Genomic DNA, 12,679 nt, shown 5'->3' with positions numbered 1-12,679 from the left:
CGCTCCGCCCCTCAGGGGTGGGCAGCACAGTTACTCACAAGTAGCATGGGGCCTGAGCGCCCGCTCAGCGGTTGCGTTTCGCAGCAGTGCCGTCCCGCACCTTTGGAGGAGAGCCATCGTGCCTCGTACCGTCAGGGATGTCGTCTTCGTCGACGGCGTCCGCACCCCGTTCGGCAAGGCGGGCCCGAAGGGCATCTACCACGAGACCCGCGCCGACGACCTCGTCGTGAAGGCGATCCGGGAGCTGCTGCGCCGCAACCCGGGTCTCGACCCGAAGAAGATCGACGAGGTCGCCATCGCCGCGACCACCCAGATCGGCGACCAGGGTCTGACCCTGGGCCGCACGGCGGGCATCCTCGCCGGGCTGCCGCAGTCCGTCCCGGGTTACTCCATCGACCGGATGTGCGCGGGCGCGCTGACCGCCGTCACCGCCACCGCCGGCTCGATCGCCTTCGGCGCGTACGACGTCGTCATCGCCGGTGGCGTCGAGCACATGGGCCGTCACCCCATGGGCGAGGGCGTCGACCCGAACCCGCGGTTCGTGAGCGAGAAGCTCGTCGACGAGTCGGCCCTGTTCATGGGCATGACCGCCGAGAACCTGCACGACCGCTACCCGCACATCACCAAGCTGCGCGCCGACGAGTACGCCGTGCGCTCGCAGGAGAAGGCCGCCAAGGCGTACGCCAACGGCAAGATCCAGCAGGACCTGGTGCCCATCTCCGTACGGAACACCAACGCGGAGGTCGGCGAGACGGGCTTCGGCCTGGTCACCACCGACGAGCCGATGCGGCCGGGGACCACCCTGGAGAACCTGAGCGGGCTGAAGACGCCGTTCCGTGTGCACGGGCGGGTCACCGCGGGTAACGCGGCCGGTCTGAACGACGGCGCCACCGCGTCGATCATCGCGTCCGAGGACTTCGCGCGCGAGAACGACCTGCCCGTCAAGATGCGCCTCGTCTCGTACGCCTTCGTCGGCGTCGAGCCCGAGGTCATGGGCTACGGGCCGATCCCGGCGACCGAGAAGGCCCTCGCCAAGGCCGGCCTCGGCATCGGTGACATCGGTCTGTTCGAGGTCAACGAGGCCTTCGCCGTCCAGGTCCTGGCCTTCCTCGACCACTACGGCATCGCGGACGACGACGCGCGCGTGAACCAGTACGGCGGTGCCATCGCCTTCGGTCACCCGCTCGCCTCGTCGGGTGTACGGCTGATGACACAGCTCGCTCGCCAGTTCGAGGAGCAGCCCGAGGTCCGTTACGGCCTCACCACCATGTGCGTCGGCTTCGGCATGGGCGCCACCGTCATCTGGGAGAACCCGCACCACAAGGACGCCGGAGGCGACAAGTGAGCACCACCGAACTCCTCAAGGGCGCGGCCGAGCTGTTCCCCGACGAGGTCGTCACGTCGGCGCACGTACGCCACCTCGACCTGCCGTTCAACTCGGGCCGATTCGCGCTGATCACCCTCGACAACGGCTTCGACCACACCAAGCCGACCACCTTCGGCCCGGCCTCGCTGGCGAACCTGAGCATCGCCATCGACCAGGTCGAGAAGGAGGCGTCGGCCGGCGAGATCGTCGGTGTCGGCATCACCGGCAAGCCGTTCATCTTCGCGGTCGGCGCGGACCTCAAGGGCGTAGAGCTCCTGAAGAACCACTCCGACGCGCTCGCCATCGGCAAGGGCGGCCACGAGGTCTTCAAGCGGCTGGCCCAGATCGGCGTCCCGACCTTCGGCTACTACAACGGTGCCGCCATGGGCGGTGGCGTCGAGGTCGGTCTGCACTGCTCGTACCGGACCGTCTCCGCGTCCCTGCCGGCCTTCTCGCTGCCCGAGGTCTTCCTCGGTCTGGTTCCCGGCTGGGGCGGTTGCACGCTGCTGCCGAACCTGATCGGTGCGGACAAGGCCGTCACGGTGATCATCGAGAACTCGCTCAACCAGAACAAGCAGCTCAAGGGCGGTCAGGTCTACGACCTGGGGATCGCCGACGCGCTCTTCGAGGGCGCGGACTTCCTGGAGCAGTCGCTGCTGTGGACGGCCGCCGTCCTCAAGGGCGAGATCGCCGTCGAGCGCCCGGCGATCGACCGTGGCGAGGCCTGGGACCAGGCCGTCGCGCGCGGCCGGTCCGTCGCCGACAGCAAGGTGCACGGGGCAGCCCCGGCCGCCTACCGCGCGCTGGACATCATCGCGGGGGCCAAGGACGGCGACCTGCAGAAGGGGTACGACGCCGAGGACGTGGCGCTCGCCGACCTGATCATGGGTGGCGAACTGCGCTCCGGCATCTACGCCTTCAACCTGGTCCAGAAGCGCGGCAAGCGTCCGGCCGGTGCGCCGGACAAGTCGCTCGCGCGTCCGGTCACCAAGGTCGGCGTCGTGGGCGCGGGCCTGATGGCCTCGCAGCTCGCGCTGCTCTTCCTGCGCCGCCTCGAAGTGCCGGTCGTGCTGACCGACATCGACCAGGAGCGCGTCGACAAGGGTGTGGGCTACGTCCACGGCGAGATCGACAAGCTGCTGCTCAAGGGCCGCGTCAACCAGGACAAGGCCAACCGCCTCAAGGCCCTGGTCACCGGCGTCCTGGACAAGGCGGAGGGCTTCTCCGACGCCGACTTCATCATCGAGGCCGTCTTCGAGGAGATCGGCGTCAAGCAGCAGGTGTTCGCGGAGGTCGAGGCGGTCGCCCCGGCACACGCGATCCTCGCGACGAACACGTCGTCCCTGTCGGTGACGGAGATGGCGTCGAAGCTGAAGAACCCCGAGCGGGTCGTGGGCTTCCACTTCTTCAACCCGGTCGCGATCCTGCCGCTCCTGGAGATCGTGCGCGGCGAGCAGACCGACGACGTCTCGCTGGCGACGGCCTTCGGTGTCGCCAAGAAGCTGAAGAAGACCGCGGTACTCGTGAAGGACGCTCCGGCGTTCGTCGTGAACCGGATCCTTACCCGCTTCATGGGCGAGATCCAGAACGTGATCGACGAGGGTACGTCGGTCGAGGTCGCGGAGAAGGCGGTGGAGCCGCTGGGTCTGCCGATGTCGCCGCTGGTGCTGCTGGAGCTGGTCGGGCCGGCGATCGGTCTGCACGTCTCGGAGACGTTGAACCGGGCGTTCCCGGACCGCTTCACCGTCTCGCCGAACCTCGCCGCCGTCGTCAAGGCGGGCAAGCGTGGCTTCTACGTGTACGACAGCGGCAAGCCCGAGTTGGACCCCGAGGTCGCCGCGCTGCTGAAGCAGGGTGACGTCGCGCTGAGCGAGGAGCAGGTGCGGGACCGGGTTCTCGACGCGGTCGCCCAGGAGATCGGGCTCATGCTCGACGAGGGTGTCGTGGCCGAGGCCCAGGACATCGACCTGTGCCTGATCACCGGCGCGGGGTGGCCCTTCCACCTGGGCGGGGTCACGCCGTACCTGGACCGTGAGGGTGTCTCCGAGCGGGTGAACGGGAAGCGGTTCCTGGAGGCTGGGGTGGCTTCCGTACCGGTGTAGCTGTAGCTGTAGCTGTGATCGCCGAGTGCCCTGTACGCCGTGGTGGTGGCGTGCGGGGCATTCGGTTTCACCAGCGCCGGCCCGCATTCCCAACGGGATGGGACGGGTAGGGGCGGCGGGGGCGAAGAAGCACCGTCACACCGTTTCCCACGCCTCCAGCGCCAGCCCCGCCTCCCGCTTTCGCCGAGCGGCCCTCAGTTCTCCGCCGCCGGGCACCACCGTCGCCGCGACCACCCTGCCGTTCGCGTCCTCCGTCAGCGACACCCTCGCGTCCAGGGGGAGTTGGGGGCCCGACTCGGTCCACCACGCCCCCGCCGACTCCTGCTCCGTCGGATACGCGGCGAACGCCACCCGCCCGCTCGCCGAGCGCTGCGCGAGCAACGTGCAGTCGACCTCGTCCAGCGTGCAGCGGATCACCGACACCGGGCCGGGACCGGCGCCCGGGAGCAGTTCGACCGGCTCGCTGCCCGGCCGCCACGCGCACACCGTGTCCGCCTCGTCCGTGTAGAACAACGTCACGTGGTCGTCGGACGTGACCAACGCCCGCAGGCTGCCCTGACGGGCCGTCGCCTTCAGCGGGCTCTCGTCGAGTTCCGGGATCCAGCCGGGGCCGCCCTGCGTCCAGCGCAGGATGCCGTGGGGCGAGTTGCCGTACAGCTCGACGCGTCCGGAGGCACGCGTGACGGCCGTCAACTGCTCCTCCACGTCCTCGCCCTTGAGGTCGCGCCAGGGTCCCCAGCCGCCGCGCTCCTTCTGGCCGCGCATGCTGACCCCGCCCACGGCGTTCCGTACGAAGACATGGGCGCGGCCCTCCGCGTCGACGGCGACCGCCGGTACGCCGGTCCGGTCGCCCTTCTGGTTCGGGTGGCCGAGGGGTGTCCAGTCGAGGGCGGCGAGGGAAGGACGGAAGTGCGTCGTGTGGACGAGTCCGGCCTCGCCCTTCACCGTGGGCCGCCAGGTCGCCAGGTGGGCGTACTCGTCGGCGCCTTGGCCGACGCCGAGCGTGGGATGCACGCGCTGGTCGCCGCCGATGCGCCGGGGCGGGAGCCAGGGCCCGCCGGGCCGGGACTCCGCGCGGCAGACGATCCCGTCTCCCACGGCGTCGTACGCGCTCAGCCGACCGTCGCGACCCCGTATGAGCCAGTCGCCGTTGACCGACTCGGGACGCCCCGCGGCCGTGGTAGGGGAAGGAGGAACAATGGGCACTGGACTACTTTAGTGTGCTCTTACCTTTGCCGCGCCCCCCGGCCCCCTCATCCGGTACCCCTGATTCCGGTCCCGCGTGCGACCCTGATCCGCATGGATGTCCCTCTGCTCGTGATCGTCGACGCGGCGAACGTCGTCGGCTCGGTACCCGACGGCTGGTGGCGGGACCGGCGCGGGGCGGCGGAACGGCTGCGGGACCGGCTGGTGGCGTACGCGGAGAGCGGTTTGCCGGGGCGGGCGGGGCCCGTGGAGATCGTCCTGGTGGTCGAGGGCGCGGCCCGTGGGGTCGAGTCGGTGCCGGGCGTACGGGTGGAGTCGGCGCCCGGCAGCGGGGACGACCGGATGGTCGAGCTGGTCGCCGAGTTCGCGGACCGGGACTGTCTTGTCGTCACCGCCGACCGTGAACTGCGGCGCAGGGTAGCCGAGTTGGGTGCCGAGGTCACCGGGCCCCGTACGGTACGAGGCAGTTAGCCCGCCGCACGGGGCCCGATGGTCAACTTCGCCGACTTTTCAGGTCAGTTGGTGTCGGCCGTCGCCTTCTGCTCCTTCTGCTCCTGTCCGAGGCGGCTGTGGGAGCGGCCGTACAGGAAGTACACGAGGAAGCCGATCGCCATCCAGACGCCGAACCTGAGCCAGGTCTCGGCGGGCAGGTTCAGCATCAGCCAGAACGAGGCGAGCACCGACAGGATCGGGATGAACGGCACCCACGGGGTCCGGAAGGCCCGGGGCAGGTCGGGGCGGGACCTGCGGAGGATGACCACGCCGATCGCGACGACCACGAAGGCGAACAGCGTCCCGATGTTGACCAGTTCGGCGAGTTCGCTCAGCGGGGTGAAGCCGGCGACGATCGCGATGATCACGCCCAGCAGGATCGTCGGCCGGTGCGGGGTCCTGAAGCGCGGGTGGACGTGGGAGAAGAAGCGGGGCAGCAGGCCGTCGCGGCTCATCGCGAAGAAGACCCGGGTCTGGCCGAGGAGAAGGATCATGCAGACCGTCGTCAGGCCGACGGCGGCGCCGAAGCTGATGAAGCCCGCGAACCACGGGTGCCCGGTCGCCTTGAAGGCGTCGGCGAGCGGTGCGGTCACCGACAGCTCGGTGTAGTGCTGCATACCGGTCACCACGATCGACACCGCGACGTACAGGGTGGTGCAGATGACGAGGGAGCCGAGGATGCCCCGGGGCATGTCCCGTTGCGGGTTCCTGGTCTCCTCGGCGGCCGTGGCCACCACGTCGAAGCCGATGAAGGCGAAGAAGACCACGGAGGCGGCCGTGAAGACGCCCATCACGCCGAAGTTCGAGGGCGCCCAGCCGAACATCAGCTGGATGAGCGGCGATTGGAGGCCGTCGCCGGCCGGCACCTCCTGCGCCTTCGGGATGAACGGGCGGTAGTTGTCGCTCTTGACGAAGAAGGCGCCCGCGATGATCACGACGAGAACGACGGTCACCTTGACGGCGACGACGATCGTGGTGACGCGCGCGGAGAGCTTCGTGCCGAGTACGAGGATGCCGGTCAGCGCCAGGACCAGCCCGGCGGCGAGGATGTCGAAGCCGAAGCCGTCGGCCCCGTCCCGGCCGCTGAGCGCCTCCGGCAGGTGCCAGCCGGCGTTGTCGAGGAGCGAGGTGATGTAGCCGGACCAGCCGACGGCCACCACCGCCGTTCCGAGCGCGAACTCCAGTACCAGGTCCCAGCCGATGATCCAGGCGGGCAGCTCGCCGAGCGAGGCGTACGAGAACGTGTACGCGGACCCGGCCACCGGGACCGTGGAGGCGAACTCGGCGTAGCAGAGCGCCGCGAGGGCGCAGACGACCCCGGCGACCGCGAAGGCCAGGGCGACGGCGGGGCCGGCGTTGTTCTTGGCGACCGTGCCGGTGAGGACGAAGATGCCGGTGCCGATGATGACACCGACGCCGAATACCGTCAGATCCAGCGCGGACAGGGATTTCTTGAGCGCGTGTTCTGGTTCCTCGGTGTCGCGGATGGACTGTTCGACCTTCTTCGTCCTGAAGAGGGTGCTGCTCACGGGCGTACCTCCCACGCTGTGTCGTCCCGGACATGATCAAGAGCGGGCGATGGGGGTCCCCCCGGTCGAGTGAAGCCGAGACTGGGGGAGCGCCTGCCCCGGCGCGAGGGATTTCACGCTAATGGGCCGGTTCCACCACCGTAAAGAGTGGGGGAACCGGCCCATTGGGGATCAGTGGTGGGTCAGCCGTGGGTCAGTCGCGGGCGGACTCCACCGACGAGTCGACCTCGGACTGCTCGAACCGTCCGTCGATCCTGGAGACCAGCCCGGTGACCTGGCGGGCGATGTCCGGTGCCGTCAGGCCGATCTCCGCCATGACCTCGGCCCGGGAGGCGTGGTCGAGGAAGCGCGGCGGGATGCCGAAGTCGCGCAGCGGTACGTCGACCCCCGCGTCCCGCAGGGCCTGCGCGACGGCCGAACCGACGCCGCCCACCCGGGAGTTGTCCTCGACGGTGACGACCACGCGGTGCCGCTCGGCAAGCGGCGCCATGGCCTCGTCGACCGGCTTGACCCAGCGCGGGTCGACGACGGTGGTCGAGATGCCCTGCTGGTCCAGCAGCCCGGCGATCTCCAGACACATCGGCGCCAGCGCACCCACGGAGACGAGGAGCACGTCCGGCGTGTCGGTGCCGGGCTCGCGCAGCACGTCCATGCCGCCGACGCGTCCCACGGCGGGTACGGCGGGGCCGACGGCGCCCTTCGAGAAGCGGACGACGGTCGGCGCGTCGTCGACCTCGACGGCCTCGCGGAGCTGGGCGCGGACCTGGTCGGCGTCGCGCGGGGCGGCGAGCCTGAGGCCCGGGACGACCTGGAGGATCGACATGTCCCACATACCGTTGTGCGAGGCCCCGTCGGTGCCGGTGACGCCGGCCCGGTCGAGGACGAACGTCACTCCGCACTTGTGCAGCGCCACGTCCATGAGGACCTGGTCGAAGGCCCGGTTCAGGAAGGTGGCGTACACCGCGAAGACGGGGTGCACTCCCCCGGTGGCGAGCCCGGCCGCCGAGACGGCGCCGTGCTGCTCCGCGATACCGACGTCGTAGATGCGGTCCGGGAAGGCGTCCGCGAACTTCTTCAGGCCGACGGGCTGGAGCATCGCGGCCGTGATGGCGACGATGTCCTCGCGCTCCCGGCCCAGCTCGACCATCTCGTCGCCGAAGACGGAGGTCCAGTCGGCGCCCGAGGCCTTGACCGGCAGGCCGGTGTCGGGGTGGATGGGGCCGATGCCGTGGAAGCGGTCGGCCTCGTCCTGGAGGGCGGGCTGGTAGCCGCGGCCCTTCTCCGTGAGGCAGTGCACGATGACCGGGCCGCCGAACCGCTTGGCGCGGGCCAGCGCGGACTCCAGGGCCTCGATGTCGTGGCCGTCGATCGGGCCGACGTACTTGAGCCCCAGGTCCTCGAACATGCCCTGCGGGGCGATGAAGTCCTTGAGGCCCTTCTTGGCGCCGTGCAGGGTCTCGTACAGCGGTCTGCCGACTACCGGGGTCCGCTCCAGCAGGTCCTTGCCCTTGGCGAGGAACCGCTCGTAGCCGTCCGTCGTGCGCAGGGTGGCCAGGTGGTTGGCGAGGCCGCCGATGGTCGGCGCGTACGAACGTTCGTTGTCGTTGACGACGATGACCAGCGGGCGGTCCTTGGCGTCGGCGATGTTGTTCAGCGCCTCCCAGGCCATACCGCCGGTGAGCGCGCCGTCACCGATGACGGCGACCACGTGATGGTCGTCGCGTTTCAGTACCTGGTTGGACTTGGCGAGACCGTCGGCCCAGCCGAGGACCGTCGAGGCGTGCGAGTTCTCGATGACGTCGTGCTCGGACTCGGCCTGCGAGGGGTAGCCCGACAGGCCGCCCTTCATCTTCAGCCTCGAGAAGTCCTGGCGGCCGGTGAGCAGCTTGTGGACGTAGGACTGGTGGCCCGTGTCCCACAGCACCTTGTCCTTCGGCGACTCGAAGACCCGGTGCAGCGCGATGGTGAGCTCGACGACCCCGAGGTTGGGGCCGAGGTGGCCGCCGGTCTTGGAGACCGCGTCGACGAGGAAGGTCCGGATCTCCTCGGCCAGCTGGTCGAGCTGTTCCAGGCTGAGCCGGTCAAGATCGCGCGGTCCCTTGATGCGGGTCAGCAGCGGCACCCGTGCCTCCTTGCAGTAGAGCTGATCGAGCTTTCGCCGGGCGTGTCGAGTCTAGTGTTCCGCCTTCGCGACCGACGCCCGGCCTCTGCGTGATACGTCACGCGATCGGCCGTACCCAAGAAATGTGTCGCCTATGACACAGCTGTGCCCGGCACCGCGCTTGCGGCACCGGGCACATTTGTCTGAAAGGCCGCCGCAGGCGCCTTTCAGGGGCGCGGGGCTGTGTTCAATTTGCGGCTCCGCCGCGCGGGCGCGACAAGCCACAGCGGGCCGGCAGCAGAAGACCAACCCGCACCCCTACGGCGCTCTCACGCCCGGCCGGCGGCCTTCTGGCTCCGCCGGGACACGGAGTCGATGACGACCGCGCCCAACAGCACCGCACCGGTGATCATGTACTGGATCGACGTGTTCATGTTCAGCAGGTCCAGACCCGTCTGGATCGACTGGATCACCAGCATGCCCAGCAGCGCGGACCATACCGTGCCGCGCCCACCGAACAGGCTGGTGCCGCCGATGACCGCCGCCGCGATGGCGAGCATCAGCGTGTTGCCGCCACCCGCGTTCAGCGTCGCGCTCGCCGTCTGACCGGCGAAGAACATGCCGCCGATCGCCGCGAACCCACCGGAGATGGCGAACACGGTGATACGGATCATCGGCACGTTGATACCGGCCCTGCGGGCCGCCTCGATGCCGCCGCCGACCGCGAAGACCTTGCGGCCGTACGTCGTACGGCGGAGCACGAAGTCCACGATCACCAGCGCCGCGAGGAAGATCACCAGGGCGTTGGACACACCGGCCGAGTTGTTCAGCACGGCCGCGGCGGCGAAGGACGCCACGGCGAGCGCGCCGACCCGCAGAGCGATCTCGCTGGTGGGCCGGAAGGGCACCCCGGCGGCCTTGCGCCGACGCTGTTCACCGAAGGAGCCGACGAGCATCGACAGGACACCGAGACCGGCGAGCAGATAGGCGCCGATGACGGCCTGGTCCATGAAGAAGGAACTCTGGCCGAACAGCTTGACCGGGCCGTGGTCGGCCGGGATGTTGATGGTGCCGCTGGAGCCCAGCAGCCACAGCATCAGGCCGTTCCAGCCGAGGAAACCGGCCAGCGTCACGACGAACGCGGGTACGCCGATCTTGGCGAAGAACCAGCCGTGCAGCGCGCCGATGCCGACACCGGTCGCGATGGTCAGGACCAGCGCAAGCCAGCCGTTCATCCCATGGGTGACCACGAAGACGGCGAAGAGCGTGGACGCGAAACCGCTGACCGAGCCGACGGAGAGGTCGATCTCACCGAGCAGCAGCACGAACACCAGGCCGATGGCGAGCATGCCGGTGGCCGAGAGGTAGTAGCTGATGTTGGAGAGGTTGTCGGCGCTGAGGAAACGGTCGTTCTGGAGCTGGAAGATCGTCCAGATGACGATCAGACCGATGACGACCGGCAGCGAGCCCAGCTCACCGCCCTTCACCTTGCGCTTGAACTCGGTGACGTAGCCCTTGAGGCCCTCGTCGCGGACCAGCAGACGCGGGTCGACGACGGACACCGGCGCCGCGGTCGGGTCGTCGGCGGGTGCCACCGTGTTCTGGTGCTCCGCTCCTGGGTCGGGCTTCACGGTCTTGGACGTGTCACTCACTTTGCCGCCTCCGCGTCGCGACGCCCCGCACGACGGGTCACGGCGTTGTCCGTGGCTCCGGTGATCGCGGCGATGATCTCTTCGTGGCTCGTGGTCTTCACGGGGAAGGAGCCGTTGTTCCTGCCGAGGCGCAGGACGTGGACGGTGTCCGCGACCGCCTTCACGTCGGCCATGTTGTGGCTGATGAGGATGACACCGAGGTTGCGCTCGCGCAGCCGCTCGACGAGGTCGAGGACCTGGGCGGTCTGCTCGACGCCGAGGGCTGCGGTGGGCTCGTCGAGGATGACGACCTTGGGGTCGCCGATCAGGGCGCGCGCGATGGCGACGACCTGGCGCTGACCGCCTGAGAGGCTGGCGATCGGGATGCGCACGCTCGGGATGCGGATGGAGAGCGTGCTCAGCAGTTCCCGGGCGTTCTTCTCCATCGACACCTCGTCGATGACGCCGCGGCGCAGCAGCTCACGTCCGAGGTAGAGGTTGCCGACCACATCGAGGTTGTCGCACAGAGCGAGGTCCTGATAGACGGTCGCGACGCCGAGTCCCTGGGCGTCGTGCGGCTTGTTGATGCTGACCGGGTTGCCCTCCCACTCGATGACGCCCTCATCGATGGGGTGAACGCCCGCGATCGTCTTGACCAGGGTCGACTTTCCTGCGCCGTTGTCGCCCACCAGGGCGACCACTTCTCCGGACTGGACCTCCAGCTCTACGTCGGTGAGGGCCTGGACCGCACCGAACCGCTTGGAGACTCCGCGCAACGCCAACACGGGCGTAGCGGACACGTGAACCATCTCCTTCGCCGCCTGACCGGCGGGGATGCCGCGCTTGGGGTAGGCGCGGAGGGGTGTGCGCGATGGCACTGGATTACAGAACGAACATGCGCGAATCCGGTGCCGATGGCAACGGTTCCGTCCGACGCCCGGCCCGGCAGCGGGGTATGAAGGCCGGGTCGGGCGTCGGACAGGTCTCGCGGGACCGCCGGGCGGTCATGTCCGGGTGAGCGCCTGTGAGGGCTCGCCCGGTGCCGGCGGTCCTGGTGTGGCTGCCGACTACTGAAGACCGGCGGTCTTGCATGCGGCGGCGAACTCGCCGGCGCAGATCTCGGCGACGGTGTAGAGCTTGTCCTTGACCACTGTGTCCGTGATGTTGGCCTTGGTGACCGACACCGGGGTCAGCAGCTGCGAGGGCACCTTGTCGCCGGAGCCGCTGGTCAGGCTCTCGGTGGCGAGCGAGTCGATGCTCTTGCCGTCGAGCAGGTTGACCGCGATCTGGGCGGCGGCGTCGGCCTCCGGCTTGAAGGCCTTGTAGACGGTGCTGGACTGGGTACCGGCGACGATGCGCTGGATACCCGCGAGCTCCGCGTCCTGGCCGGTCAGCGGGATACCGCTGATGCCCGCACCCTTGAGGGTGTTGGCGATGCCACCGGCCATGCCGTCGTTGGCGGCGTAGACGCCCGCGATGTTCTTGGCGCCGAGCTGCGTGATGGCGGCCGACATCTTCTGGGCGGCGACGGTGTCCTTCCACAGGCCGGACTGCTCGTAGGCGATGTCGACCTTGCCGTCGAGGGCTTCGTGCGCGCCCTTCTTGAACTGACCGGCGTTCGGGTCGGCGTCGTCACCGTTGATCATGACGACCTTGGCCTTCGGGGTCGCCTTGGCACCGAGGGAGGCGAGCAGGGCCTCGCCCTGAAGCTGACCGACCTTGACGTTGTCGAAGGAGACGTACGCGGAGACCGGGCCCTGGGCCAGACGGTCGTACGCGACGACCTTGATGCCCTTGTCGACCGCCGTCTGGATGGACGACTTGATGGCGGCGGAGTCCTGTGCGCTGACCACGATCACCTTGACGCCCTTGGTGATCATGCTGCTGACCTGCTGGGCCTGCTTGGCCGCGTCACCGGCGGCGTTCGCGTACTCGACCTTGCAGTCGGAACACAGCTCCTTGACCTTGGCCACGAAGAAGGGCTTGTCGAACTTCTCGTAGCGCGCGGTCACGCTGTCGGGGAGCAGCAGACCGATGGTCTTGTCGCCCGAACCGCTGTCATTGTCGTCGTCGCCGGCCTTGCCACAAGCGGCCACGGCGAGAGCCATGGAAACAGCAGTGGTGCCGATCACGACTCTACGCATCATCGCGTTCATTTGGTGGTGCCTCCCTGACAGGGCCGCAACGCTGCGGCCGAGGTGGCTGGAAGTCAACTCGGCCACACGTGCGACGTCAAGAAGTAAATCCTTAAC

9 protein-coding genes are annotated in these 12,679 nt (G+C 68.9%); 3 read left to right on the top strand and 6 right to left on the bottom strand.

Annotated features, from left to right (window positions below):
* The first annotated feature begins 118 nt into the window (after positions 1–118).
* Together G3I71_RS36730 and G3I71_RS36725 are read left to right on the top strand one after the other, a co-directional pair.
* Entirely contained in the window at positions 119–1,345 is a 1,227-nt protein-coding gene (locus G3I71_RS36730; RefSeq protein WP_164321766.1) for an acetyl-CoA C-acyltransferase, read from the top strand.
* Positions 1,342–3,468, top strand: coding sequence for a 3-hydroxyacyl-CoA dehydrogenase NAD-binding domain-containing protein (locus tag G3I71_RS36725; RefSeq protein WP_164321765.1), 2,127 nt, complete (start codon positions 1,342–1,344; stop codon positions 3,466–3,468). The genes G3I71_RS36730 and G3I71_RS36725 overlap by 4 nt, the downstream gene beginning before the upstream one ends.
* A 135-nt stretch (positions 3,469–3,603) precedes the next feature.
* Here the strand turns inward: G3I71_RS36725 and G3I71_RS36720 are convergent, their stop codons facing one another.
* Positions 3,604–4,674 carry a hypothetical protein gene (locus G3I71_RS36720; RefSeq protein WP_164321764.1) on the bottom strand — a complete coding sequence of 357 codons (1,071 nt, stop codon included), beginning with the start codon at positions 4,672–4,674 and terminating at the stop codon, positions 3,604–3,606.
* Positions 4,675–4,767: 93 nt separating this feature from the next.
* Between G3I71_RS36720 and G3I71_RS36715 the strand changes: the two genes are divergently transcribed.
* Positions 4,768–5,145 (top strand): NYN domain-containing protein, encoded by a 378-nt coding sequence (locus tag G3I71_RS36715; RefSeq protein ID WP_164321763.1) that lies wholly within the window; start codon positions 4,768–4,770, stop codon positions 5,143–5,145.
* Positions 5,146–5,189: 44 nt separating this feature from the next.
* Here the strand turns inward: G3I71_RS36715 and G3I71_RS36710 are convergent, their stop codons facing one another.
* The 5 genes from G3I71_RS36710 to G3I71_RS36690 form a co-directional block, all read right to left on the bottom strand.
* A complete protein-coding gene (locus G3I71_RS36710) occupies positions 5,190–6,695 on the bottom strand; it encodes an amino acid permease (RefSeq protein WP_164321762.1) in 1,506 nt (501 codons plus the stop codon).
* 193 nt (positions 6,696–6,888) lie between these two features.
* Positions 6,889–8,817 (bottom strand): 1-deoxy-D-xylulose-5-phosphate synthase, encoded by a 1,929-nt coding sequence (dxs, locus tag G3I71_RS36705; protein ID WP_164321761.1) that lies wholly within the window; start codon positions 8,815–8,817, stop codon positions 6,889–6,891.
* A 308-nt stretch (positions 8,818–9,125) separates the two neighbouring features.
* On the bottom strand, positions 9,126–10,448 hold the full coding sequence (locus G3I71_RS36700) for a sugar ABC transporter permease (RefSeq protein ID WP_164321760.1): 1,323 nt from the start codon (positions 10,446–10,448) through the stop codon (positions 9,126–9,128).
* Entirely contained in the window at positions 10,445–11,236 is a 792-nt protein-coding gene (locus G3I71_RS36695) for an ATP-binding cassette domain-containing protein (protein WP_164321841.1), read from the bottom strand. The genes G3I71_RS36700 and G3I71_RS36695 overlap by 4 nt, the downstream gene beginning before the upstream one ends.
* A gap of 258 nt (positions 11,237–11,494) precedes the next feature.
* The gene (locus tag G3I71_RS36690) at positions 11,495–12,583 is read right to left on the bottom strand and encodes a sugar ABC transporter substrate-binding protein (RefSeq protein WP_239149558.1); all 1,089 of its coding nucleotides are present in this window, start codon (positions 12,581–12,583) and stop codon (positions 11,495–11,497) included.
* Positions 12,584–12,679 lie beyond the last annotated feature (96 nt).

This window comes from Streptomyces sp. SID12501 (assembly GCF_010550245.1).
GTDB lineage: Bacteria > Actinomycetota > Actinomycetes > Streptomycetales > Streptomycetaceae > Streptomyces.
Note: the sequence above shows the minus strand (reverse complement) of the source record. Positions and strands in the feature narration are given on the sequence as shown.

Coding starts and splice junctions, on each gene's coding strand:
- G3I71_RS36715 (WP_164321763.1), top strand. CDS start 4,768: ATGGATGTCCCTCTGCTCGTGATCGTCGACGCGGCGAACGTCGTCGGC.
- G3I71_RS36695 (WP_164321841.1), bottom strand. CDS start 11,236: ATGGTTCACGTGTCCGCTACGCCCGTGTTGGCGTTGCGCGGAGTCTCC.
- G3I71_RS36690 (WP_239149558.1), bottom strand. CDS start 12,583: ATGAACGCGATGATGCGTAGAGTCGTGATCGGCACCACTGCTGTTTCC.